Raw genomic sequence first — 23,277 nt, 5'->3', positions numbered from 1 at the left:
TTGTTTATGATTTTGGGGGATTGCTAGCTAGAGTCAAGCCTTTTGCTTTGGCTATTTCTAACATTAATTCACGAGCCTGTTCTGGATTGTTATGAATTTTGCCCTCCAATATAGCTTCTTTAATTTCTTCTTTAATGTCTCCGACGATTTTTGAGGGCTCTAACCCGAAAATTTTCATGATTTCTTCTCCAGAAATAGGCGGCTGGAAGTTTCTGACCTGATCTTTCTCTTCTACTTCGATCAGCTTTTGAGCTACTTTGTCGAAATTTTCTAGGTATCGCTTTACTTTCTTATTGTTCTTAGACGTCACATCGGCACGACAAAGTTTCATTAGATCATCAATATCGTCTCCTGCCTCAAATAGCAGTCGTCTCATAGCTGAATCTGTTACCTCATCTTTTACTAGCGCTATTGGACGAAGGTGAAGCTTTACAAGTTTTTGCACGTACTTCATTCTCTCATCCATTGGGAGTTTCATCCTTCGGAAAATATTGGGAGTCATCCGTGCGCCTTTATCTTCATGACCATGGAAAGTCCAGCCCACTTTCTTATTAAAGCGTTTGGTAGCTGGTTTAGCGATATCATGTAAGATCGCCGCCCATCGTAGCCAAAGGTTGTCACTCATCAGGCAGACGTTGTCAAGCACTTGCAGTGTGTGATAGAAGTTGTCCTTGTGGGATTTATCATCCACAGAGTCTACTCCTTGCAACTCAACCATTTCCGGGAAAAACTCATGGAGTAATTTCCCTGCAAAAAGCAATTTGAAGCCATAAGAAGGCTTTTTCACCTCTATGATTTTATTTAATTCGACGACAATTCGCTCTCCCGAAATGATAGACAAGCGATGCGCATTTTCACTTAACGCATGAAAAGTGTCTCCATCGATATCAAAATCAAGCTGAGCTGCAAAGCGTACTGCACGAAGCATACGCAGAGGATCATCTGAAAATGTAATACTTGGCTCAAGAGGGGTGCGAATCAATTTCTTTTTGATATCAGCAAGGCCGTCAAATGGGTCAAGCAATTCCCCATAATCATTGGCGTTCAAGGAAATCGCCATGGCATTGATCGTAAAGTCTCTGCGTTCCAAATCTTCCTGAAGCGTGCCTGTCTCCACAATTGGGTTCCTAGAATCAGCTCTATATGATTCCTTTCTTGCTCCTACAAATTCCAATTCCCAATCCTCCAGTTTCAGCATAGCTGTACCGAAATTTTTGAAAACAGAAAGAGGAACGTGTGTATCATATTGCTTAGCAACTTCTTTTGCAAGCTCTATTCCACTCCCTACACAGGTGAAGTCAATGTCTTTATGTCCACTTTTCTCTCTTTTCAGAATCAAATCTCTCACATAACCGCCGACTACATAGGTTTCTAAACCTAAATTGGCTGCAGCTTTTGCGACTTTGCCGAAGACTTCGAATTCGTCAAGATGCGATTTGAAATTCATCCTTTAATAATTTTGACATCCCCCTCTGGTCCCAAAAACATCTCTTTGGTACTTGGACTCAAAAGTGGAAATAAGATAGGTGTCTGGTGAGTAGTAGCTTCGTTTGTGTCCAATTTAACTAATACTGGCTGTGAGATCTGAAATAATAATTTGTTCCAGTTAGGCTCCATGACCAAGCTGAATTTCAGTACTCCGTCCACGATAGGACCGTCCTTAATAATTCGATTTGCAGGACTGTGATAGATAGTAGGCTTATTAGCATACTCTACGATATCCAGAGAAACTTCCGCGAAAGGTTCGCAAATCGTACGGATTTGGAATAAATCAAAAAGTAAAAATGTCCAATCTTCACCCATTTCAGTCTTCCAGAGGGCTGGTTTCATGAATGTGATTACTTTTCCATTTCCTTCTTTTAGATGTAAAATGCCCTTTTCTCTAAAAGCAGATAATAATTGTGAATGCTCCAAGGTGATTTATTTTTTGACAAAATTAATCAGAATTTCGAGAGCAAGGTCTTTTGACTAAAACCAAAAAAGCCTTCCCCGAAAAAGGAAGGCTTTTAGAAGCTGTTTAAAACTGGTTTAGTTATCTTCTTTGTCAAGTTTTCTGTTTAGGAAAAAGCTAACCATCAGGCCTATACCTCCAAAAATAAATATACATGAGGTAAAGGCAACTCCTTCGTCCATCCCTCCATTATTAAACATGGCTCCCACCAATACGCCAATTCCAACACCGATTGCCAGAAGTGCGAGGTTTAGAATAAATTGGCCAAAGCTGTATTTTTTGCCAGAATTGAAGAGTTTTGCGTCAGCACCATTTTCAATGAGTGCGAGCCTTTCCTTGTTTCGGGTGCTCAGGAAGGTAAAGATGACTCCGAAAATACTGGAGAAAATGATCAGTGTAATTAGGATGGTTTCTGCCATGGTATGTTAGTTTTTTCTTCTATGATGTAGTGAGTTCGCCAAAAGGTTACAAGTGTGTTGAAAAAAAACTGTAACTTTTTTTCAGGTACTTGCATCCAATGTGAAAATGCGATTCCAGGAAGACCACCATTATATAGAGAAAACGCTTAAGGGTAATTTGAATGCTTTTGGACAATTGATTCAAAAGCATGAAAAGTATGCTTTTACACTTGCGCTTCGTATTCTCAAAAATAGAGAGGAAGCCGAAGAAGCTGCTCAAGATGCATTTATGAAAGCTTTCCATTCCTTAAAAACCTTTGAGGGGAAATCAAAGTTTACTACCTGGCTATATAAGATAGTATACAATGAGGCGTTGGGTAGATTAAGGAAATCGAAAAACTTCACAATCCAACTGGATGAAGTAGAAGAACTGGCTAGTGATTCATTAGATTATTTGGATGGGTTAAAAGCACTTCAGCTAATAGAAAGAAAAGAACTTATTCAGCGAGGACTAGATGCAATGAAGCCTGCGGAATCGGCTGTACTCACGTTATTTTATCTCGAAGAACAAAGTATAAAAGAAATTGAGGAGATTATGGACTTGAAAAGTTCACATGTTAAAATCCTTCTGCACCGAGGGAGAAAGAGTTTGTTAGAATCGTTGCAAAAAATCACTAAAAGTGAATTAATACATCTGCTATGAAGAATCTAAGCAAGGAAGACACATATATTAAACAGTTTATGTCTGAGTTGGGAACCGACGAGCCTTCAGCAGGCTTTCATAAATCTATATTAGAAAGGCTTAGCCCCAAGAAATCACCATCGATATATAAACCAGTAATCTCCTCTTTCGCATGGAAAATAATCGGAGGTGCTATTGCAACGATTGTACTATCTGTATTACTATTCTTGCCATCTGGAGACAATGCATTGCCTTTATTTGATCAGCTTCCTCAGGTATTTATTCCCAAAATTTCACTTGCACTTCCAAAAATTTCTTTACCAGTTTTAAATTTATCATCTATAGTTATTCAGTCCTTAGTTGTTTTCACATTACTGGCTTGTGTGACGGTCATCTCTTCACTCAAAAAATGGAAGATTTCCTGAATTATGCATGTATTTTAAGATGAATTCAAAAAGCTATCATTCTATTCTTTAGTAGAAGATCTTAATTATGATTTAAGAATTACTTTTTAGTAATTCATTTTTTTTATGGAAAAAATGGAAGCAAGAAATCAGGAGTATGTAATTTCTACCTCAATAGATAAGTTAGATAGAAAACTTATTTATAATTTTTTATGTAAGGATTCTGGTTGGAGCAATGGGATATCGTTTGAAACTGTGAATAAATCGATTGATAATTCTCTGAATTTTGGGGTTTACATGGAGAGCCAACAAATAGGTTATGCACGTGTGATTTCTGATTTTTCTACCATTGCCTATTTGGGAGATGTCTTTATTCTGGAGGAATTTCGAGGACTTGGCTTAAGTAAATGGTTAATGGATTCCATAATGAGTCACAAGGACCTTCAAAATTTGAGACGTTGGATATTGCTGACAAGTACTGCGGAATGGCTATATGAAAAATATGGTTTTACTAAACTCCCCAACCCAGAGATCTATATGGAGAAGTACAATCCCAATATCTATGACCTATCAAATTGATACAATTCACCAGACCGAATATCCTGAAGTTGTTGAGCTTTGGGAAACTTCAGTAAGAGCTACGCATGAGTTTTTACAAGAGGAGGATATTATTTACTTCAAGCCACTGATTCTAAATGAGTATTTGAAAGCAGTGGAGTTGAGCTGCGTGAGAGACTCCGAAACTCAAATAATTGGTTTTTCTGGTGTGGCGGAAGGGAATTTAGAAATGTTATTCGTCCATCCAGCTCATGCAGGAAAGGGAATAGGAAAAACCTTACTAAATCATGCCCTAGTCAATCAGAATGTCACCAAAGTGGATGTAAATGAGCAAAATGCTAAGGCTCTGGAATTTTATCTGAAAAATGGATTCGAAGTAATTAGCAGATCTGAAATAGACGGAACAGGCAAGCCATATCCGATTTTGCATTTGGAATTAACTAACTGACTTGAATAAACCTTGCTGCTATGTGCTGATTGATTTCAGATATCATGCTTATCTTGATCATTAATCGATAGTTAATTCCCAACACACTTAATGACTCATGGAGAAGAGTTTTTTTGCTTTAATTCTTTTATCAGCGCTAATATTTGGCTGCGATAGTAAGTCATCGAATGATGAATCTTTCACTATAAGTCCAGTGGTTTCTCCAAATGCCACAGCTATAGTTGTTCTTGGTACGATTCAAGACGGCGGTTCCCCACATATTGGGTGTGATAAGGAATGCTGTAAATCACTTTTTGATAACCCAGACAAAGACAGGCAGGTAGTTTCTCTGGGTTTGTACGACGTGGAAACCAAGAAAAAGTACCTTTTCGAAGCAACCCCAGACATCAGCAGACAAGTCAAAGCACTAAAGAATTTTGGAGAAGAAAGTGAGGGGGAGATGCCTGATGGTGTCTTTTTGACTCATGCTCATATTGGGCATTATGCGGGTTTGATGTACTTGGGAAAAGAAGCTCGGGATGCGAAAGGAATTTCTGTGTTTGCGATGCCTAAAATGAAAGAATTCCTCCAGACTAATGGGCCTTGGAGTCAATTGGTTAGCAATGCAAATATAGAGTTGATTCCACTGGAAAACGGAAGTCCAATAGCCCTTTCGAAGGAATTAAAAGTGACTCCATTGCAAGTTCCACACCGTGACGAATATTCTGAAACAGTCGGCTATAAGATAGAAGGGCCTACAAAAACTGCCCTGTTTATTCCTGATATAGACAAATGGGAAAAGTGGGAACGGGATATATTCGAAGAAATCAAAACCGTCGATTATGCATTTGTAGACGCAACATTTTTTAGCGGGAAGGAATTGAATAATCGAGACATGGCAGAAATCCCACATCCATTTATCTTGGAAAGTATGGCCAAGTTTGACGGCTTGTCTTCAGCAGATAAAGCTAAAGTGATCTTCATTCATTTCAATCATACGAATCCAGTAATAGACCCGACCAGTGCAGAGTCAAAATTGGTACTTAGTAAAGGCTTTAGAATTGCTAGAATTAAGGATGTTTTTGAGTTGTAACTTTAAAGGAGGAAACGTAAACTCGTCCAATTGTATTTGAGATTGGTGAATTTTGCACTTTAGTGGAAGAGAATATTTAGGAAATTTTCAAGAAGGCCTGCGTAAAATATGTCTCAAATAAACGCGTAGATATATGGAATTGAAAACAAACCCAGAAGTTGAATCTGTTTTTTCAAGATATCCTGACTCGGTTCGGGATAAAATGTTAAACCTACGTAGGTTAGTTCTGGAATCAGCTGAGGAATTGAATTTGCCTAGCTTAGAAGAGACGCTCAAGTGGGGTGAGCCAAGCTATCTGGCCAAAAAGGGGAGTACCCTACGTATGGACTGGAAGGAAAAGAGTCCAGATCAGTATGCGATATATTTTAAGTGTACCAGTAAGCTTGTCCCTACTTTTCGTTTTATTTTTGATGATACCTTTGACTACGAAGGCAACCGAGCGGTCGTTTTTCGACTTGACGAAGAAATTCCCGAAGCTGAATTAAAACAATGTATCAAAGTAGCTTTGACCTATCACCAAGTGAAACATCTTCCAACGCTGGGCTTGTAATGGAAATTAGAATTTTTGAAAAGTAAATGATTTAAAAATGAATCCTAGAGTTGACTTTTTTTTCGATAAACCATCCCAATGGCAAGAGGAATATAGACAGTTGAGGACACTGATTCTTGACTGCGGATTGACTGAGGAATTGAAATGGGGGGTGCCATGCTATACGCAAAAGGGAAGCAATGTGGTATTGATTCATGGATTCAAAGAATACTGCGCTCTTTTGTTTCATAAGGGAGCTTTGCTTAGTGACGCACATGATCTTCTCATTCAACAAACGGAAAACGTACAGTCTGCACGACAGATTCGATTTATCAATCTTCAGGAGATCGTAGAATTGAAGGCTGCATTAAAGGAATATGTTTTTGAAGCTATTGAAGTAGAAAAAGCTGGATTGAAAGTAGAATTGAAAAAGACCAAGGAATATGAGATTCCAGAGGAATTTCAAGAGAAGTTAGATGAAAGTCCCGCTTTGAAAGCTGCTTTTGAAGCATTGACTCCTGGACGTCAGCGAGGCTATCTTTTGCATTTTTCTGCAGCCAAGCAAGCCAAAACACGTGAGTCGAGAGTGGAGAAATGCATTCCGCAAATTCTCAGTGGAAAGGGGTTAACGGATTAATTCATGTGAATATCTAAGCGTTAAGCTCTTCATTCTCCCTTATTTAGAGGTTCTAGTACTTTATTTCTTTGAGGAAAAGAGTTGATTTCAATTTAAAGAAGACTAAATCAATTTATCTTTGTGCGCAAATTGAAAAGCTCCTAAAAAGGAAAATTTCGAAAATCTAATATTACCGCATGCCCTATTTGATCAGAAAAGCCAATTATGCTGACCTGAATTCTTTGGTGGAAATGGCTAGGACCTCCTTTGTCCAAGCATTTACCGAAGGAAATAAAACCGAAAATGTGAATGCTTATCTCGAAGAGGCATTTACTGAAGAACAATTCACCGAGGAACTGGAAAATCCAGCGTCCGTTTTCTTTCTTTTGGAGGTGGATGGAGATCTTGCGGGTTATGCCAAAGTGAACTTTGTCCCCGCTCAGACTGATCTTCATGACAATTCAAGTTTGGAAGTAGCCCGACTTTATCTATTAGAAAAATATATTGGCATGGGCCTAGGCAAGGTTTTACTGAATCATACCATAAATTTTGCGAAGCTGAATAGAAAAAAATACCTCTGGTTGGGCGTATGGGAGAAGAATAAGCGAGCGATCAAATTCTACGAAAAGCATGGCTTAAGCATATTTAGCTCACACCCTTTTCCTTTTGGCGACGAGCTTCAGACTGACTTTTTGATGAAGATTGCTTTTTGAAAAGCAGTGTAGCACGTAGAAATGTGACGTACTATAATTGATCAGTAATCAATAGGAAAAGTTAGAAAAAAAGGCGACCAAATAGGTCGCCTTAGGGATATAAATAGGGATTGCTGGATAGATTACTCTTGTCCCAGCTCACCTCGTTCAGCCATTTTTTGCATTTTCTTATTGGCATAGATAGCTACTTCCACTCTTCTATTTTGCTGACGTCCAGCTTCTGTATCATTGGAAGCAGTTGGCTGCATCTCACCATAAGCCGTGATTTCCATTCTGCTTTTCGCAATTCCATTCGCTGTCAAAAAGTCTTCAACAGAATAAGCTCGCTTGCGCGAAAGATTCATATTGTAATCTTCTGCACCTGTATTATCAGTGTGCCCTTCTACCAAAATATTGGTCTCTTCATATTTTTTCAAAGTCTCTGCGAGTTCTATTAGATTTTGTTTAGAAACAGCGCTCAATTCAGATTTGTCTACTGGAAACATCAGGCCTGAATCAAATGTGATTTTGATGCCTTCACCAACTCGTTCTACAGTTGCTCCCTCAAGGTCACGCTGAAGTTCATCAGCCGCCTTGTCCATTTGATTACCTATGATTGCACCTGCAGACCCGCCGATAGCTGATCCTATTAGTACTCCTACAGCAGTATTGCCTTTTCCGGCGATTACGCCACCAAGGACTCCACCTGCTGCTCCGCCGATTGCTCCGCCTTTCACTGCATTACTTGATTTACAACTTACAGCTCCCAAAGTAGTCGAGGCGATTAGGGCAGCCATTAAAAGTTTGTTGGTAGTTTTCATATCATTGTTTGTTTGATAGGACATCTAAGTTCAATTCATGTACCATATCACTTCTGAGCTTAATAGAGCATTTTTTGATATTCCCGTCAGGAAAAATATTCCCGATTGTGGGGAGTTGTAGGCAAACATTACGCTGGATTACCCAGAAAATTGGTAGGTTGTAGTTGCTCTTTTTAGCATTTCAACTCTACCTGCCTAATCAACCTAAAATGTCCAGTTTAAAATTTGTTTTTTGCTTTGTAGTGTTTCTGCCCAGCCTAGTGTTTGCTCAATATAATTCTGAGACAATTTTTCTGTGGGAAAATGGTGCCCCCGGTTTTGAATCAAGAAAAGATGAACCAGAACTCGCTCAAGATTGGTGGGTGAGAAATATCCATAATCCTAGTATCACACTTTTTAAACCTGAGAAACCAAATGGAAGCTTTATTCTGGTTTGTCCAGGGGGAGGCTTTAGAAATTTGGGATATAATGGAGAAGGGGTTGCACCTGCCAAATTCCTCAACGATCTTGGGGTGACAGTGGGCGTTTTGAAATACAGGCTTTTCAGGGAGGAAGGATCTCCTTACACTGAAGAGCATCCGACTCAGGACGTGATCCGTGCAATGAGGTTAGTACGCTCAAATGCCGAGAAATGGGATATAGACTCCGATCGAATCGGGATAATGGGCTTCTCCGCAGGAGGAGAGGTGGTCAATTGGGTGGCTTATGATACTAATCCTGGGAATGAAAATTCCGCAGATCTTATTGAGCGATTTGCTGCTCAGCCTAATTTTCAGATTCAGATTTATCCAGGTCCATTAGGAACTCCAGAAACAGTATCAAGTGATGCTCCTCCAGCTTTTTTGCTAGCAGCGAATAAGGATGAATGCTGCTCCAGTACGATTGTGGATATCATGTTAGCCTACCGTAAAGCTGGAGCTGATGTGGAAATGCATTTATACTCCAAGGATGAACATGCATTCAATATGGGTTTACGCTCCGAATTTGTAAGTATAAATCACTGGCCGGATCGATTAAAGGACTGGCTGGAGGATCATGCTTATTTTCAGAAATAGTAATACTCCAGTCATGTGGATTTTACCATTTCGTTATTAGTGAGGATTGGATTGCTTGCGATGATTGTAGCTGGTATTTTTGCTGAAAGCTTATCGCCATGAAAAGATTCTATTTTCTGCTACTCGTAGTATTAGCATTTCCCATAATTGCTTTTCCGCAGGAAAAGAAAGAACCCATTGTGATCCTAATTTCTCTGGACGGATTCAGGTATGATTATGTGGAGCGATTTCAGCCTGAGAATCTTACCCGATTTATCACTGCGGGAGTGGCTGCTGAAAGCATGATGCCTTCTTTTCCTAGTAAGACTTTCCCAAATCACTACACTATCGCTACAGGACTAAAACCTGAGCATCATGGTTTGGTGGATAATTCGTTTTATGATCCTAAGAAAGATCTGACTTATGGGATCAGCAAAAAAGAATTGGTACAGGATGGCAGCTGGTACGGAGGTACGCCACTTTGGGTACTAGCAGAGCAAAACAACATGGTCGCGGCGAGCTACTTTTTTGTCGGTTCAGAAGCAGATATTCAAGGTGTTCGACCTAGCTTTTATCATCCTTACGATGGGAAAGTGAGTAACATGACCAGAATCACCGAAGTGTTCAAATGGTTAGAATTGTCAGAAGCTGAGCGCCCTCGTCTTATTACCTTGTATTTTTCTGACATGGATGATACTGGTCATCGATATGGGCCTACTAATGATGAAAAGCTGTCAGCAACCTTGACTAAACTTGATCATGAGTTGGGTGCACTTTTCGAAGGGCTGAAAAGCTACGACTTGAATATCAATGTGATTGTGGTCTCTGATCATGGGATGATGGATATACAACCCGATCAATACCTTAATTTGAGTGAATTGACAGCGGGGATTCCTGCAAGAATCGTAAATAGCGGCGCTTTGGCTCATTTGTACTTGGAAAATCCTACCGATAAAGAGCAGGTGATTAAAACCTTAAAGAAGTCGGATTTGCCGATTCATATCACCGATGTCGATGACAAGGAAAACTATCAGGATTTGATGTATCAGGATAGGATTGGTGATATTCTGATTATTCCTGACCGTTATTATTACTTGGCTTGGGAGACTACTCTTACTCGAATGAATGCCAACATGGATAGATTGGATACGGATAAGTTTGGAGAGCATGGTTTCAGTCCAGCTTACCAGGATATGCATGCGATTTTCTATGCCAACGGGCCTGCGTTTAAGTCTGGGTTGGAAATTGAAACTTTTCAGAATATCCACGTGTATCCATTAATATGTAAGATACTTGGTCTTCCAGTTCCGGAGAATATTGATGGTAAACTGGAAGTGCTAGCACCTATTTTAAAATAAGTACCATGGATAAGATTGATATAAAGTCGAGGAAAGAAGTTGATTTTTTGGTGAGGAGATTTTATGATCAAGTTCGTAAGCATGAAATCCTGGGCCCGATTTTCAATGGAGTGGTCAAAGACTGGGATACGCACTTGATTCACCTAAGTGATTTCTGGGAGATGATTTTGCTACAAACTGGGCCTGGTGCCGGGAAATTCAACCCAGTGAAAGTGCACAGACAAGTAGATGCTGAAGTCAATAATAGCATAGAACAAGCACATTTTGGGAATTGGCTGGAACTCTGGTTTCAGACGTTGGACAGATACTTCGAAGGAGAAAATGCCAGTTACGCCAAGGAACATGCTCGAAGAATGGCGCACATGCTTTTTATGAGAATCTGGGAAGCGAGGGAGAAGTAATATTTATGAACCATATCAATTGACTGTTTTACCTAATAACATCTACATCCAAAGTGAGTTCTAGCCTCGTATATAGGTACAAACTAGAACCATGGAACAGATCAAATCTAAATCAGGAAGCTTAAGCAATTCCCGAAGAGAATTCATAGAGAGTGCTGGTATGACTGCAGTAATGGCAGCATTTGGGCTCTCATTTTTTACTAGTTGTTCTGATTCTGAGGATCAGAACCCCAGAACTACGACAACTCCTCCACCAACAAGCACTAGTGGAATATCTGTTGCTGGAAATGCTATTAAAATTGATTTAAAAGAGCAGGTAGCATTGGCTACTAATGGAGGATGGCTTTTGATCATTAATGCACAATTATTAGTCGTGAATGTAGGCGGATCATACCGAGCCCTAACTTCCATATGTACCCATTCGGCCTGTGATCGTAACTGGACCTTCACAAATAGCAAATTTACATGCACCTGCCATGGTTCGGAGTTTGATACTTCTGGAAATGTATTGCAAGGTCCAGCTATTCGTCCTTTAAAAACTTATGGCACTACATTAAATGGAACAGATCTGACCGTGACTAAGTCATGAAAAGGCTAGTCCTTTTCTTCTTTTTTGTCTCAAATGTCACCATAGCGCAGACTTTCTTAACGGAATCTGGTAATGTAAATTTTCTCTCAAAAGCACCTTTGAGTGAGTTCAATGGAGTGTCATATAAGCTTTATGGATTGATTGACCTGTCAAATAATTTGCTGGATTTCTATGTAGACCTCAATACAGTAGAAACTGGAATAGGATTGCGGGATAAGCACATGCGGGATAATTATTTGGAGACTGAGAAATATCCTTTTGCTGAATTTACCGGCCAGATGAGTTCAATTCCAACTCTTAATCCGGGGAGTGAAACTTCAGTTCGCGCAATCGGGAAGTTTAAAATTCACGGTGTTGAAAAAGAAATCGAAGTAAAAGGGACACTTACTAAAAACTTGAAAGGTGAATTAGAACTAGATGCAGTATTTGAAGTGCTGCTTTCGGATTTTAATATCCCTCTTCCAAAGCTCGTTTTTTATGAGCTAGCGGAAAATCAATCTGTTACAATCAAGGCAACTTTAAAATCTAAAAAGTTATGAATCGAATTCTACTCCTTATCCTTTTTTTGATGATTCCTTTTTCACTTTTCGCACAATTGGAAAGAAAACTGGTTAATGAAAATCAACCAGTGGAATTAATTTTCCATGCTCCAAGGCATATAAACTTGTTGACCGTAGAGCCATTGGATAAGAAATCCTTACATTTTGCGATTATGCACACGTTTGGTCCTTTGGATGGAGGAATAGAAAACCTCTTTGGGTTGGATAATGGTGCAAATATTCAGTTCAGTTTTGAGTTTGCCTTGAGTGATAAACTCTCCATAGCAGCTTCGCGGACTAGTCAGGATAAACTATACAATGTCTTTGGTCGCTATCATGTTTTTCAGCAAACACAGAATGGGAGCAAGTTATTTTCCTTGAGTTTGGCAGGAGGAGCGGGAGTGAATAGTTCTAATTATAAGTTTTTGCCTGAGCCAGCACCGACTTTTAGTGAGCGAATGAGTTACTTCGGACAAGTAATGCTTGCACGCAAGTTTTCTCCTAAAATCAGCATTCAGGTGACGCCAATGATGGCCTATTTTACGGATATAAGACCTGTTTATCAGATTGAAGGAACTGAGAATTTGTACTTGGCGCTAGGATTTAGCGGTAAATTTAAGGTTACCGATCGTTCTTCACTTTCCCTACAATACATTCCAAACCTTAACACTGACTTACGTGATAATTTTGGTATCGGTTGGGATATAGAAGCCGGAGGACATGTCTTTCAAATGTATTTTGTGACTTCTCAAGCATTAAATGAGCAATACCTATTGGCTGGTGGCAATGGTACGATTGGAGATGGATTTAGGTTGGGATTTAATGTGAATCGAATTTTTGCGACAGGTCAAAAACGTAAGTAGGATAGTTCAACTAATGGAGCTGAGTTCGCTCTGATTCACGTGTCATCATTCTTTTCTTGATTCAATTAATATTTCGCGTAATCAATAATTGTAATTTTCAGATAAAATTGCTAGAAATACCGATCTTAAGACTTTGAGCTAGATAGATTCAAGAAGTTTTTTTTAATTACCTACAAAATGTAGATGAAGAAGAGTGAAGGATGCATAGATTCTTTTTAGCTTAAGGCTACCTTAACTTTATCCCAAAATCATGAGAAGAATTACCTTACTATTACTTTTTGTCCTAGTTACATTTTTTGCCCAAAGCCAAACCAAAAATCTCTTCGATGGCAAAAGCCTTGCTGGCTGGTATATGGACGTTCCCGACCTAGAAGCTGACAGTTCCTTACGCATTCCATTCATCATTCGTGATGGACTTCTGGTGAGTTTGGGTACGCCTCAAGGCCACTTAATCTCGGAAGCTGAATACGACAATTACACACTGGAGCTCGATTATAGATTTGCAGGAAAGCCTGGGAATTGCGGAATCCTAGTGCATGCCTCTACTCCAAGAGCACTGTATGACATGTTTCCCAAGTCTATAGAAGTACAATTGATGCATAGTAATGCGGGCGATTTTTGGTGTATTCAGCAGAATATCGAAGTAGAGGATATGGAAGCTAGACGTGGCCCAAAAGAGAATTGGGGTGTGAATGGAAAGAAGGAGAGAAGAATTAAGAATCTGACGGATGATTCAGAAAAGCCACTTGGCGAATGGAATCACATCAAGATCGTCTGCGATGCGGATAAGGTTACCGTTTGGTTGAATGGAGATCTGGTCAATGATGGATTTAATGCTACTGCTACTCGTGGAAAAATAGCTTTGCAGGCAGAAGGTGCTGAGGTAGAGTTCAAAAATATCTTGCTAACTGAGCTATAGATCAATAGATTAACTTATTTTCTAATTGAAATTTTAATAATTCATTCCTAAAAATTTATAACCTAGAATAGTTAGATTAGACTAATTCGATTGGAATAATCTTATCGGATAAGTTTAGTTGGATTTTTTTAAGTTTAAATTTTAGGAATATGAATAAGTTCTTATACCTGCTTTGCTGTATTGTTTTTTTATCCTTTTCTGCCTTTTCGCAGGATGAAGAGCGTCTTTTTGATTCCGGAGAAATTTTGGAAGTCAGCATGAAATTTTCTGTAAAACAGCTGCGGACTGAGACCAACGATTCGACCTACCTCGACTCCTTTCTGATTTTCAAAAACCCTGAAGGTATCCTGGATACTTTGGATGTAGGACTGCGAGTAAGAGGGAATTTCCGTAAGGAAAATTGCTACTATCCACCGATTCGGATGCGGCTCAAAAAGAAAGAGGGAAAGGATAATCTTTTTGATGGGAGCAGGAATCTGAAAATAGTTTTTCCGTGCTCCAAAGCTAACAACGCAGACTCGTATGTAGTGAAGGAATTTTTGTGCTATCAGCTATACGAGCAAGTGAGTGAATACACATTTCATACCCGAATGATCCGTATCACCTTTGAAAATGAGGACGATAAGAAGGGGCAGTCAGAGCAACTTCTTGGGTTCTTGATTGAAGATGATGATAAAGTTGCAGATCGATTTGATGGGGAGATTTTGGAAAACAAAAGGATAATAGGGGCAATCATGGAAGACACTTCTTCAGTTCGACATGATTTGTTTCAATACATGATTGGTAATACGGACTGGTCCAGTCTCTATCAACATAATATGAAAATATTGAAGTTGAACTCAAAAACTGTGATCCCTCTAGCCTATGATTTTGATATGACTGGGATGGTCATGCCGCCGTATGCTCAGGTCAGTAATCTGGTAGATATCGAAACAGTTAGCGAGAGGTTATACAGAGGATTTTGCAGAGATGAATCGCTGATGAAAACTATCAGAGATGAGTTTTTGGCTAAGGAGGAAATACTTTACGGGGAAATAAAACAACTTGAGCACTTGGTGCCAGGTTACGAGATTAAATTTATGAATAATTACCTGAAGGGCTTTTTTGATGTCTTGAAAGATGAAAGACGCTTTGACTTCAATATTCTGACTGCATGCAGAACATCTGAGTAATTTTTTTAGTTGTTGAATCACTACGCTACAAGAATCGTTTTGGTAGACTTCATTATTTTGTTCTAAAACCATTCTGATTAACTTAAATTGCGCGCTAGTGAAATAGATAATCACCAAATGAATGGCTTGGAAAAGAGAGAAAACTGAGGAGCAGATAGAGGCTGAAAAACAGCGGGACATTGATAAAGAACTTAGTAAGTCCAACTCTAAGGGGAAAGACACCGCCAAAACGCATGGGGAAATTCTACGCAATCAGATTATAGATGCGCTGGAAACTTACGATAAAAGCTATCAAAGTATTTTTACGAGCTCGCTGACAGCGGGGCTGGAGATAGGTTTTAGCTACTTGATGCTTTGTTCTCTTTACTTTTTTTTGATTGGCAAAGTAGATGATAGCTCTATCATTCGAATCGTTTCATTGGTTTATCCGCTGGGATTCATCTTAGTAGTGTTGGGGCAGAGCATCTTATTTACTGAGCAGACAGCATTGTTGACACTTCCTGTTTTGAATAAGAAGCGAACAGTAGGGAGTATGCTTAAGTTATGGGGGATCGTGATCTCCGGAAATCTTGTAGGAGGCTATGTGATTGCAGGAATATTGCTTTGGCTCGGCCCTCACCTAGGGATTTTTAATCGAGAGGTAGTCGTGACTATTGCAAAACATGTGCTTCATGCCAGTCCACCTGTGATCTTCGTAAGTGCGATCGTGGCTGGATGGCTCATGGGCTTGCTCTCCTGGCTACTTGCGTCTTCAAGGGATACGATCAGTAGAATTGTGATGATCTTCATGATCACGGCGGTGATGGCCTTTACAGGTCTACATCACAGTATTATCGGGAGTGTAGAAATTTTCTCTGGGATGTTAAGTTCTCCTGATATTTCGCTTTGGGATTATGTTTCGTTTCAAAGCACCGCTTTGCTTGGCAATGCATTTGGAGGAGCGATTTTCGTTGCCTTGCTGAAGTATAGAGCCTTTGTCTTCAATATAATTTCGAAGAACTGAGTAAAGGATATTTAACTTTCAGGGTTAGTTTAAGCTATTTATATTGAGGGATGAAAAGATTTTTACTCCCTTTAGCTATAGCTCTCTGTTATTTTTCTTGCGGTGAAAAAGGTACTGATAGCTTAAGTAAATCTGCTGATTTTCATCTTGAGATCGTCGATTCTATGAGAATAGATTACTTGGGAAGTTTATGGATTCAGGATTATGATTCTATTTCCCAGGAATATATTGGCCTTACTAGGGTAGATCAAGAGATAGTAATTATGGATCAAAATGGCCAAGTGACTTCTAATTTTGTGATACCAAATGAAGGCCCCAATTCAATTGTAGGTGTTTTTTCGATTTCCTATAGAAATGGTGCAATACAGATTTTAGATTCAAGGAATGGTTTTCATTTTCTCACCCATGATGGAATTATTGAATCAAATCTACCACTTCCATACTCCTACATATTTGTAAATAATAGAATTCATCCAACATTTTATCAAGTAAATAATCAGTTAGCTTATCTCAGACCGGAGCGATCTGATAGTCTAAAAGGCGGGACAATGGGTGGGCTAGTAAAATATATGTATGAATTGCCCATAGTGGAACTTTATGATAGTTTGTCTGGGAGTATTTCCCAAACTATGAATTTCCCTAAAACCTCTATTTATGCAGACGGAAACTATTATTTCCTACCCTTTCCTACAGTCCTAAAGCAAGATGATCTTTGGTATTTATATTTTACAAATGAGCTAAAATTCTTTGTGTATAGAGAGGAGGGAGCGGATATAGTATTGGAGAAGACGGTGGATATGGTCGTGAATGATGTAGTTCTGCCATTAGGAGTGCCTTTTTCAGCGGCGGCGGAATATTCGATGGGCGATCAACGTCCAGGTAAGATCGAGCAGTTTTATAGATATAAGGGACAAACTATACTTATTTATTCGAAAGGAATCCCAGAGGAAAGAGTACTACTTAGTCAGAAAGACCCAAGTATAGAATTGGTAAATGAGACTTATGCAGCTGTTTTTGATGAGAATTACAAACTTTTGAAAAATGACATCCCGGTACCTGAGGGTTTGGTTTTTAGTAGAGTTATCACGGAAAATGGTGAAATCCTAGCGTTGAAAGATCAAGACTACTTTGGTGTGGAAGAGGAATTCGTGATTTATTATAAACTGAAACTGCTGCATGAATAGACTATTGATTGCTCTGTTTGCCTTGAATGTTCTCTTTTCTTGTAGTGAAAAGGATCAGAATATTTCTGAAAATGCTGCTGACTTTAGTTTGGAAATAGTCGATTCTATGAGAATAGATTACTTGGGGAATTTGCGGATCATGGATTATGATTCAGTCAGTCGAAGTTTCTTGGCTTGGATAAGCAGAGAAAAAAGGGTTTTGATTATTAACGAGGATGGTAGAATAGCCTCAAACTTTGCTTTTCCATTAGAAGGTCCTGAGTCCATGAATGGCTGGGTCAATCCCATCGCATTGAGAAATGGCAAGGTTGAGCTGAATGTGGCGAACCAAGGGTTTTTTAGATATGATTTTGAAGGAAATAGAATCTGGGAATATAAGCTGCCCTATGAGTATTACTATTTGAATGGATTGAAGGGTGATCCTATCTTTTCTTTGGGAAAGGAGATGGCATTTATCCGCCCCGAACAAGGAGAAATGGATTGGGACGCTGGCTATAAATCACTTTTTGAAGGGGTCTATTCCAAATCAATTTTAGAAGTAATCGATACAGTCTCAAATGCAACGAGGGAGACGATGCCCTTCCCTCCAAACTCAATGTATAGTGATGGAAACTTCTATTATTGGATGTTTCCAACGGTCATTCAATCTGGAAAAGAATGGCTTTTGTATTTCAGAAACGAGATGAAATTCTGGGTTTACAAGGAAGATGCGGGAGAGGTCAATTTCCAAAGAGAAGTGAGTCTCGAAGTAAGCGATGGGGTCAAAGCCATAGGAGTTGCTTTCGAACAAGAGCAAGAATATGCCGAGATCACCAAGAATAATTTCCCAGGTACAATCCGAGAAATCTATAAATCAACCGATAAAACGATCGTAATCTACACGAAGGGGATTTCAGAAGAGTTGACTCGTGAGATTGATCGCGATGAGCCGGATGGGCGCTTGGAATTGGAAAAGCTTAAAAACTATTATGTTGCGGTTTTTGATGGGGAATTTAAGTTGCTTCAGAAAGACATCCCAGTTCCAAAAGGCTTGATTTTTACCACGATCATTACGGAAGACGATGAGATTCTAGCCTTGAAGCATACGGATTTTTTTCAGACTGAAGATGATTTTGTGATCTATTATAAACTGAAACTTCTAAATTAAGTGCATGAGAAAAAACGACGTCATTTTATTCATGCTTTCTGGAGGTCTGAGTTTTTTGCAAAGCTGCGGATCAGATTCAGATAACATCACTACTCCACAAGAATTGGTTTCTGACGGACAACTGGTTTCACTGCAGATCGATAGTCAGACTTCTAATGTAAGTGTTGGGTTAGTTCCTTTTCAGGATGAAAATGGGAGCTGGCTTTTTAATGTGAATCACACGAATAACGAAATTCAGCTGTATGATCTTGAATCCAAAAAAATGGAAAAGAGGATGGTTTTCGATCTGGAAGGACCAGAGGGCGTTGAATATATCTCGGGAATCCATGTGCAAAGCATGGACAGTATTTTTCTTTTTGGGTACCCAATGCGCAATCTTCAGCTTACCGATACAACTGGGAAAATCAAAGCAAATTATAAGTATGAGCCTCCGCTGAGTTACTTGGCGGCTTTTGTACATAATGCGCACTTCAATTACACGCCTATTCTAAGCGGAAACAAGCTATTGGTAAACACAAAGTTTGAAGGAGATCTGAGAACCATTCCAGATGACACCCTAGCTTCTAAGTCATTCAGCTATACTATTGATCTTGAGAATTCAGAAGTGAATTTACTTCCTATGACTTGGCCTGCAGGCTATAATGCCTCTGGATCAAAGCTTCTGGAATTTAGCATGGCTTCTGATGGTGAGCATTTGGTGTACTCCCTTGTGGCTGATCATAATTTATATGTTACTGACTTAGATGGAAATTTGCTAAAGACTGTCGCTAATAAAAGCCAGTATGTAGACCAAGGCTTTCCAAGTTTTAATGAGGCGACTGATCGTTTTAATACAATGAAATATGTGTATGCCTCAGATCGCTACGAGCGCATTTTGTATGATGAATACCGAGGAGTGTTTTATCGATTTGTTTTTCCTAAAGTAGAAGTGAAAAGTGAAGAGGAAATCGATCAACTGAGAAGATTTCCGCGAAGCTTTGCAGTGATGATCTTGGATAAGGACTTGAATGTACTGGGTGAAACCCTCATGCCTGAAAACACCTATTATCCAGGGAATTCATTTGTGAGCAAGGATGGATTATTTATCTCCATTAGCCATCCTGATAATCCTGCTAATGAGGAAGATCTTATGAGCTTTGAGGTATTTAAACTGAAGGAAATAGAATGATGTCGGGTGCCCGATGGCCAGTGCCCAATGTAGCCGCATGATAAAGTTTAGCTTTTCAATTTATGCTAGATTAGGTAGGGATAAAAGTGAAAGAGTGAGTAGTTAACGCAAGTATGGAGACCACATCGGACATCCTCCTTCCAGATAAGTAAAAAATAAGGTTAGTGCTATGTTCGCTGAAAATTTCTTTATCTCAAAAGATTTGCAGTTTCCGTAATTTCCTTACCCTCCAAAATAAACTTCTTATACGCATTTGAGCTGACGTACATCATCGAATCGCCGACTTCGGCAAGTGTGTTGAATGCATTCGGATAGATCATTCTGCCAATTGGATACATCCAAGCACCGTATTTATAATAGGATAGCACATGCAAAGCACCTTCCATAGGCTTCATCATCCCTGGTCGGTAAGCGAATACAGCTTTAAATGGAAGTTTCCGAAGGTCATTCTCCGTTTTTCCCTTCACTCTAGCCCAATGGGATCTGCCCTTTTCAGTACCATCCGTTCCTTGTCCGGAAAGGTAGGTGAAGGTCATTTCGGGATTTAGCTTCGCCAAAGTAGCAGCAAAACTTAGCGTCAAATCATAGGTTATTTTCTCGTACTGCTCCTTGCTGATTCCCATGGACGAAATTCCTGCACAGAAAAAACAGGCATCATAGCCTGTCAGCTGACTTTCTATAGCAGCAAGATCGGTGAAATCTGAATGAATAATCTCTCCGAGCTTCGGATGGGAATGACCGTTCGGCTTTCTGCTGATCGACAATACTTTTTCTACGTCTGGATTGTCCAGACAGCGCTGCATCACGCCTTCGCCCACCATTCCTGTTGTACCTGTGATGATTATTTTAAGTCCCATGTGCTTTTTATATGATAAGCTTAATAGATGCCAGTAACCTCATTTTCTTTGATTAGCAAGCTGGAAGACAGGAGACAGAAGACCGAAGTAACCTCCATCATAACATTTAGCCAAATACTATATGTTTGAGTGTTTTTTGAGCGAATAATAAGTAAAAGCAATATAGAAAATGGTGAACGCTAAAATTGAAGGTGCTTCGGTCTCCCGTCTTCGGTCTTCTAGCTGAATTTCCTACTTCAACTTCACCAACGGATAATTCAAGCCATTGACTTCATTTTTCATTACTTCGTACTTTTTCAAACTTCTAAAAAGCTCTGTCAGGTTTCTAAAACCGTAAGATCTTGGGTCAAAGCTTGGATCTATCTTTCGAAGTGAAGCCCCGATTTTTGCGATGTGAATTTCTTCCTCTTCGTCTGATGAGATTTCAAAGGCTTTGTCAATGATCTTTAAATCTAGTTCCTGAGTTTCTTTTACTGGATTTTCCTTCTTGACCTCTTCTTCTACCACCACATTTTTACGCGTAGTACTCACCTGACTTTTCTCAGTTTTCTTCGATTCAGGTTTGCTGTTTTCTTCTTTGGCTTGAGGAGAAAGGTTTTCTGCATAAGTGAAAATCTCACAGGACTGCACAAAAGCTTTGGGCGTAATTCTTCGTCCAATTCCCATCACGAACAGACCTTCTTCACGGATTCTTTTTGCCAAACCTGTGTAATCAGAATCTGAGGAAACGATACAAAAACCATCTACACTAGTGCTGTGGAGTATATCCATCGCGTCGATGATCATGGAACTGTCGGTGGAGTTCTTTCCAGTAGTGTAGGAGAATTTTTGGATTGGGCTGAAGGAATGTAGGTTGATCATTTCCTTCCAGCTGTTCATATGTGGAGTGGTCCAGTCTCCATAAATTCTTCGGATGGTTGCTTTTCCGTATTTGGAAACTTCCTCCAGGATTTCTTTAAGTAATCTTGCCTGAGCATTGTCTCCGTCGATCAATACGGCTATGTTGAATTTCTTTTCTTGCATATATAAAAATGTAAGGTGTGAAGCTTAAAGTTAGCAATTACTAAGCCGAGTTGGGTGTTCACCACAGAGTACACGGAGTTTTTCGCAGAGAGCGCAGAAATGTAAGTTGTCTTATGATTGAAAGATTAAAGAAGGCGAAGACCGTTTTGTCCCATCGGGACATTTCGTCTGTAGGTATATAAAATGAGATTTGTTATCAGCGTTCCATCGGAACGCCTGGTGAATTTGGTCTCCAACAATCATCCAGATATTACCCTCGATTTAATTCCCTTTGACCAGCTTATAGCTAAATTCGGATGGAGAAACAGAATACTGAACATAATTCCCTCCTGCATCTGCCATCACTTCAAGCAGCCTATTTCCTTCCTTTTGGATCAAATTTGCGCCTTTCCAGCCATCTGGCAGATAGGTTTTGAGGGTCAGGGGAATGTCATATATGTTGGAATCTAACTCTGAATTGAAGGTGATTCTAATTTCATTTCCCTCTAGTTCGGAATTGATCGTAGTAGCTTTTCTTTCCCGAAGGTATTTGGTCACATCACCAAATGTGGCCACCCAAACAGCATCCTCGTTTGCTTTTACATCCCCAAAGTATTGTTTTAGCTCCTCTGTCTTCAGCGGTTCCCATCCGTAATCCTCTACGCCATGAATGACCAGCACCAGCCAAATGTTGTCATGTGCATTCACCGTGTCAGTCCAAGCTTTCATCTGATCAATACCTGTACTGCTGATTGCACCTCTTTGCCATTGGACATATTCCTTATCAGTCGTTCCAGGTTGCTTTTTGCTGCCTCGATTGATTTCATCCAGCCAGTCTTCCGGCATTCGGTTTCTTAAGGCAGGGTAGATTTTGTATGCGTATTCCATCACGCGTTCATTCTCTGTTCCATAAGGACCTTCTGCGGAAAATGTGGCCTTATCTCCCATGAACTTCGCCAAGTCAGCTTTACTTTGCTCCAATTCATAGCGCATGTTTGCTTCATCCAGCACAGCAAGCTTAGGGTGAGTGACCGTATGGGAGGAGATTTCGTGGCCCTGATTTTCGTAAGATTTATATTGCTCCCAAGTAGTAGTGTCCACTGGGTTGTTGTGAAAAACAACATCGTTAGTATTTTTCATGCTAGCGTTTCTGACTTTTTGATATCCTTCATCCAGCAGTTGATAGGCTTCAGGGATTTTTCCAGCTTCAAAAAATGACCCTACATTCGCATGATATTCCTCTGCTTCGGTGGTTCCTGTGAAAGCAATTAAGGAAGCTCTTTCGAAGAAATTAGTAGAATCAGTTTTGATGGTTGCCGTTTCAGCGATGATGGTTTTGGAATCTCTACCTATGAATTTTCCTTTTCCAGATCCTTCCACTTTTCCTGTGATGATGAAAAAGGTAGCAGGAAGGTTTAAGCTATCCATTATAGGCTTTGCGATGGTGAACTGGTTAATGATCCCATCATCATAGGTGATGGAAATTGCACCATTCTTACCATCAGGCCACTTGGTGATTTCAGTTTCCTGCGACCAATCTTTGGGTGGATTGGTGCATGAAGCAGTGAGTAATAAGACAGCAAAGAGACTTCCTAGCGATGGTAATGAGTTCATTTTTTTAAGGTTGTTGTTTTACCGCGGAGGACGCTATTAGTATGGATTCGTAGAATCTCAAAGCCCTCTTCCGAAGTTAATTAATTGTCTTCAGAACACAACTGACGCTCGATCGAAGGTAATTGGGAATGATCAGAGGGTTTCATCCATGGCTATTGAGAAGTTTGATTCTTTCAGGATCATTTTTATGAAAGTCATTTACATTATTATCCGATGACCACGAAGTGGTCAAACCTTTCAATAACCGGGGGTGAAA

The 23,277-nt window shown here is 39.7% G+C and carries 27 protein-coding genes; 20 read left to right on the top strand and 7 right to left on the bottom strand.

Going from position 1 to position 23,277, the window contains the following annotated elements:
* Window positions 1-4 precede the first annotated feature (4 nt).
* From BM291_RS14255 to BM291_RS14245, 3 genes are all read right to left on the bottom strand, one after another.
* Window positions 5-1,447: a CCA tRNA nucleotidyltransferase gene (locus BM291_RS14255; protein ID WP_092898575.1), complete on the bottom strand. Its 1,443-nt coding sequence runs from the start codon at window positions 1,445-1,447 to the stop codon at window positions 5-7.
* A complete protein-coding gene (locus BM291_RS14250; RefSeq protein WP_092898573.1) occupies window positions 1,444-1,914 on the bottom strand; it encodes a hypothetical protein in 471 nt (156 codons plus the stop codon). Before BM291_RS14250 ends, BM291_RS14255 begins: the two co-directional genes overlap by 4 nt.
* Before the next feature lie 114 nt (window positions 1,915-2,028).
* Window positions 2,029-2,370: a DUF6249 domain-containing protein gene (locus BM291_RS14245; protein WP_092898571.1), complete on the bottom strand. Its 342-nt coding sequence runs from the start codon at window positions 2,368-2,370 to the stop codon at window positions 2,029-2,031.
* Between the two features lie 106 nt (window positions 2,371-2,476).
* Here BM291_RS14245 and BM291_RS14240 point away from each other — a divergent pair, with 106 nt between their 5' ends.
* From BM291_RS14240 to BM291_RS14205, 8 genes are all read left to right on the top strand, one after another.
* Window positions 2,477-3,052, top strand: coding sequence for an RNA polymerase sigma factor (locus BM291_RS14240; protein WP_092898569.1), 576 nt, complete (start codon window positions 2,477-2,479; stop codon window positions 3,050-3,052).
* Complete coding sequence (locus BM291_RS14235; protein ID WP_092898567.1) at window positions 3,049-3,456, top strand: hypothetical protein; 408 nt, start codon at window positions 3,049-3,051, stop codon at window positions 3,454-3,456. The genes BM291_RS14240 and BM291_RS14235 overlap by 4 nt, the downstream gene beginning before the upstream one ends.
* A gap of 105 nt (window positions 3,457-3,561) precedes the next feature.
* Window positions 3,562-4,014, top strand: coding sequence for a GNAT family N-acetyltransferase (locus BM291_RS14230; protein ID WP_092898565.1), 453 nt, complete (start codon window positions 3,562-3,564; stop codon window positions 4,012-4,014).
* Complete coding sequence (locus tag BM291_RS14225; RefSeq protein WP_092898563.1) at window positions 3,998-4,441, top strand: GNAT family N-acetyltransferase; 444 nt, start codon at window positions 3,998-4,000, stop codon at window positions 4,439-4,441. Before BM291_RS14230 ends, BM291_RS14225 begins: the two co-directional genes overlap by 17 nt.
* A 97-nt stretch (window positions 4,442-4,538) precedes the next feature.
* Window positions 4,539-5,513, top strand: a complete 975-nt coding sequence (locus BM291_RS14220; RefSeq protein ID WP_092898561.1) for an MBL fold metallo-hydrolase — start codon at window positions 4,539-4,541, stop codon at window positions 5,511-5,513.
* Between the two features lie 133 nt (window positions 5,514-5,646).
* The gene (locus tag BM291_RS14215) at window positions 5,647-6,063 is read left to right on the top strand and encodes a DUF1801 domain-containing protein (RefSeq protein WP_092898559.1); all 417 of its coding nucleotides are present in this window, start codon (window positions 5,647-5,649) and stop codon (window positions 6,061-6,063) included.
* A gap of 37 nt (window positions 6,064-6,100) precedes the next feature.
* Window positions 6,101-6,679, top strand: coding sequence for a YdeI/OmpD-associated family protein (locus tag BM291_RS14210; protein WP_092898557.1), 579 nt, complete (start codon window positions 6,101-6,103; stop codon window positions 6,677-6,679).
* Window positions 6,680-6,855: 176 nt separating this feature from the next.
* A complete protein-coding gene (locus tag BM291_RS14205) occupies window positions 6,856-7,371 on the top strand; it encodes a GNAT family N-acetyltransferase (protein WP_092898555.1) in 516 nt (171 codons plus the stop codon).
* A 122-nt stretch (window positions 7,372-7,493) separates the two neighbouring features.
* Here BM291_RS14205 and BM291_RS14200 read toward each other — a convergent pair whose 3' ends face one another.
* Complete coding sequence (locus tag BM291_RS14200) at window positions 7,494-8,171, bottom strand: YiaD family glycine zipper/OmpA-like lipoprotein (protein ID WP_092898624.1); 678 nt, start codon at window positions 8,169-8,171, stop codon at window positions 7,494-7,496.
* Between the two features lie 209 nt (window positions 8,172-8,380).
* Here BM291_RS14200 and BM291_RS14195 point away from each other — a divergent pair, with 209 nt between their 5' ends.
* From BM291_RS14195 to BM291_RS14140, 12 genes are all read left to right on the top strand, one after another.
* Entirely contained in the window at window positions 8,381-9,226 is an 846-nt protein-coding gene (locus BM291_RS14195; RefSeq protein WP_092898553.1) for an alpha/beta hydrolase, read from the top strand.
* A 98-nt stretch (window positions 9,227-9,324) separates the two neighbouring features.
* On the top strand, window positions 9,325-10,563 hold the full coding sequence (locus BM291_RS14190) for an alkaline phosphatase family protein (protein ID WP_092898551.1): 1,239 nt from the start codon (window positions 9,325-9,327) through the stop codon (window positions 10,561-10,563).
* Window positions 10,564-10,568: 5 nt separating this feature from the next.
* Window positions 10,569-10,964, top strand: a complete 396-nt coding sequence (locus BM291_RS14185; RefSeq protein ID WP_092898549.1) for a group III truncated hemoglobin — start codon at window positions 10,569-10,571, stop codon at window positions 10,962-10,964.
* Window positions 10,965-11,055: 91 nt separating this feature from the next.
* Entirely contained in the window at window positions 11,056-11,553 is a 498-nt protein-coding gene (locus BM291_RS14180) for a QcrA and Rieske domain-containing protein (RefSeq protein ID WP_092898547.1), read from the top strand.
* Window positions 11,550-12,092: a YceI family protein gene (locus BM291_RS14175; RefSeq protein ID WP_092898545.1), complete on the top strand. Its 543-nt coding sequence runs from the start codon at window positions 11,550-11,552 to the stop codon at window positions 12,090-12,092. The genes BM291_RS14180 and BM291_RS14175 overlap by 4 nt, the downstream gene beginning before the upstream one ends.
* Window positions 12,089-12,955: a DUF5777 family beta-barrel protein gene (locus BM291_RS14170; protein ID WP_092898543.1), complete on the top strand. Its 867-nt coding sequence runs from the start codon at window positions 12,089-12,091 to the stop codon at window positions 12,953-12,955. Before BM291_RS14175 ends, BM291_RS14170 begins: the two co-directional genes overlap by 4 nt.
* Before the next feature lie 250 nt (window positions 12,956-13,205).
* Window positions 13,206-13,874: a 3-keto-disaccharide hydrolase gene (locus tag BM291_RS14165; RefSeq protein WP_092898541.1), complete on the top strand. Its 669-nt coding sequence runs from the start codon at window positions 13,206-13,208 to the stop codon at window positions 13,872-13,874.
* A gap of 149 nt (window positions 13,875-14,023) precedes the next feature.
* Window positions 14,024-15,046 (top strand): hypothetical protein, encoded by a 1,023-nt coding sequence (locus BM291_RS14160; RefSeq protein ID WP_092898539.1) that lies wholly within the window; start codon window positions 14,024-14,026, stop codon window positions 15,044-15,046.
* Between the two features lie 121 nt (window positions 15,047-15,167).
* Window positions 15,168-16,049 carry a formate/nitrite transporter family protein gene (locus tag BM291_RS14155; RefSeq protein WP_092898537.1) on the top strand — a complete coding sequence of 294 codons (882 nt, stop codon included), beginning with the start codon at window positions 15,168-15,170 and terminating at the stop codon, window positions 16,047-16,049.
* Between the two features lie 50 nt (window positions 16,050-16,099).
* Window positions 16,100-17,233 carry a hypothetical protein gene (locus BM291_RS14150; RefSeq protein WP_092898535.1) on the top strand — a complete coding sequence of 378 codons (1,134 nt, stop codon included), beginning with the start codon at window positions 16,100-16,102 and terminating at the stop codon, window positions 17,231-17,233.
* Window positions 17,226-18,380, top strand: a complete 1,155-nt coding sequence (locus BM291_RS14145; protein WP_092898533.1) for a hypothetical protein — start codon at window positions 17,226-17,228, stop codon at window positions 18,378-18,380. Before BM291_RS14150 ends, BM291_RS14145 begins: the two co-directional genes overlap by 8 nt.
* A gap of 4 nt (window positions 18,381-18,384) precedes the next feature.
* On the top strand, window positions 18,385-19,548 hold the full coding sequence (locus BM291_RS14140; RefSeq protein ID WP_092898531.1) for a DUF4221 family protein: 1,164 nt from the start codon (window positions 18,385-18,387) through the stop codon (window positions 19,546-19,548).
* Between the two features lie 188 nt (window positions 19,549-19,736).
* On the opposite strand, the gene BM291_RS14135 is transcribed toward BM291_RS14140, so the two are convergent.
* The 3 genes from BM291_RS14135 to BM291_RS14125 form a co-directional block, all read right to left on the bottom strand.
* Complete coding sequence (locus tag BM291_RS14135) at window positions 19,737-20,405, bottom strand: NAD-dependent epimerase/dehydratase family protein (protein ID WP_092898529.1); 669 nt, start codon at window positions 20,403-20,405, stop codon at window positions 19,737-19,739.
* Between the two features lie 231 nt (window positions 20,406-20,636).
* Entirely contained in the window at window positions 20,637-21,428 is a 792-nt protein-coding gene (locus tag BM291_RS14130) for an NYN domain-containing protein (protein ID WP_092898527.1), read from the bottom strand.
* A gap of 261 nt (window positions 21,429-21,689) precedes the next feature.
* A complete protein-coding gene (locus BM291_RS14125) occupies window positions 21,690-23,021 on the bottom strand; it encodes a polysaccharide deacetylase family protein (RefSeq protein ID WP_092898525.1) in 1,332 nt (443 codons plus the stop codon).
* Between the last annotated feature and the right edge of the window lie 256 nt (window positions 23,022-23,277).

The sequence above is a fragment of the Algoriphagus aquimarinus genome (assembly GCF_900112005.1).
Taxonomy (GTDB): domain Bacteria; phylum Bacteroidota; class Bacteroidia; order Cytophagales; family Cyclobacteriaceae; genus Algoriphagus; species Algoriphagus aquimarinus.
The sequence above is the reverse complement of the archived record's forward strand: the minus strand, read 5'-3'. Positions and strand labels throughout refer to the sequence as shown.

Bases quoted from the DNA above. Each gene is read 5' to 3' on its own strand.
- BM291_RS14255 (WP_092898575.1), bottom strand. From the start codon at position 1,447: ATGAATTTCAAATCGCATCTTGACGAATTCGAAGTCTTCGGCAAAGTC.
- BM291_RS14245 (WP_092898571.1), bottom strand. From the start codon at position 2,370: ATGGCAGAAACCATCCTAATTACACTGATCATTTTCTCCAGTATTTTC.
- BM291_RS14240 (WP_092898569.1), top strand. From the start codon at position 2,477: ATGCGATTCCAGGAAGACCACCATTATATAGAGAAAACGCTTAAGGGT.
- BM291_RS14235 (WP_092898567.1), top strand. From the start codon at position 3,049: ATGAAGAATCTAAGCAAGGAAGACACATATATTAAACAGTTTATGTCT.
- BM291_RS14230 (WP_092898565.1), top strand. From the start codon at position 3,562: ATGGAAAAAATGGAAGCAAGAAATCAGGAGTATGTAATTTCTACCTCA.
- BM291_RS14225 (WP_092898563.1), top strand. From the start codon at position 3,998: ATGACCTATCAAATTGATACAATTCACCAGACCGAATATCCTGAAGTT.
- BM291_RS14220 (WP_092898561.1), top strand. From the start codon at position 4,539: ATGGAGAAGAGTTTTTTTGCTTTAATTCTTTTATCAGCGCTAATATTT.
- BM291_RS14215 (WP_092898559.1), top strand. From the start codon at position 5,647: ATGGAATTGAAAACAAACCCAGAAGTTGAATCTGTTTTTTCAAGATAT.
- BM291_RS14210 (WP_092898557.1), top strand. From the start codon at position 6,101: ATGAATCCTAGAGTTGACTTTTTTTTCGATAAACCATCCCAATGGCAA.
- BM291_RS14205 (WP_092898555.1), top strand. From the start codon at position 6,856: ATGCCCTATTTGATCAGAAAAGCCAATTATGCTGACCTGAATTCTTTG.
- BM291_RS14200 (WP_092898624.1), bottom strand. From the start codon at position 8,171: ATGAAAACTACCAACAAACTTTTAATGGCTGCCCTAATCGCCTCGACT.
- BM291_RS14195 (WP_092898553.1), top strand. From the start codon at position 8,381: ATGTCCAGTTTAAAATTTGTTTTTTGCTTTGTAGTGTTTCTGCCCAGC.
- BM291_RS14190 (WP_092898551.1), top strand. From the start codon at position 9,325: ATGAAAAGATTCTATTTTCTGCTACTCGTAGTATTAGCATTTCCCATA.
- BM291_RS14185 (WP_092898549.1), top strand. From the start codon at position 10,569: ATGGATAAGATTGATATAAAGTCGAGGAAAGAAGTTGATTTTTTGGTG.
- BM291_RS14180 (WP_092898547.1), top strand. From the start codon at position 11,056: ATGGAACAGATCAAATCTAAATCAGGAAGCTTAAGCAATTCCCGAAGA.
- BM291_RS14175 (WP_092898545.1), top strand. From the start codon at position 11,550: ATGAAAAGGCTAGTCCTTTTCTTCTTTTTTGTCTCAAATGTCACCATA.
- BM291_RS14170 (WP_092898543.1), top strand. From the start codon at position 12,089: ATGAATCGAATTCTACTCCTTATCCTTTTTTTGATGATTCCTTTTTCA.
- BM291_RS14165 (WP_092898541.1), top strand. From the start codon at position 13,206: ATGAGAAGAATTACCTTACTATTACTTTTTGTCCTAGTTACATTTTTT.
- BM291_RS14160 (WP_092898539.1), top strand. From the start codon at position 14,024: ATGAATAAGTTCTTATACCTGCTTTGCTGTATTGTTTTTTTATCCTTT.
- BM291_RS14155 (WP_092898537.1), top strand. From the start codon at position 15,168: ATGGCTTGGAAAAGAGAGAAAACTGAGGAGCAGATAGAGGCTGAAAAA.
- BM291_RS14150 (WP_092898535.1), top strand. From the start codon at position 16,100: ATGAAAAGATTTTTACTCCCTTTAGCTATAGCTCTCTGTTATTTTTCT.
- BM291_RS14145 (WP_092898533.1), top strand. From the start codon at position 17,226: ATGAATAGACTATTGATTGCTCTGTTTGCCTTGAATGTTCTCTTTTCT.
- BM291_RS14140 (WP_092898531.1), top strand. From the start codon at position 18,385: ATGAGAAAAAACGACGTCATTTTATTCATGCTTTCTGGAGGTCTGAGT.
- BM291_RS14135 (WP_092898529.1), bottom strand. From the start codon at position 20,405: ATGGGACTTAAAATAATCATCACAGGTACAACAGGAATGGTGGGCGAA.
- BM291_RS14130 (WP_092898527.1), bottom strand. From the start codon at position 21,428: ATGCAAGAAAAGAAATTCAACATAGCCGTATTGATCGACGGAGACAAT.
- BM291_RS14125 (WP_092898525.1), bottom strand. From the start codon at position 23,021: ATGAACTCATTACCATCGCTAGGAAGTCTCTTTGCTGTCTTATTACTC.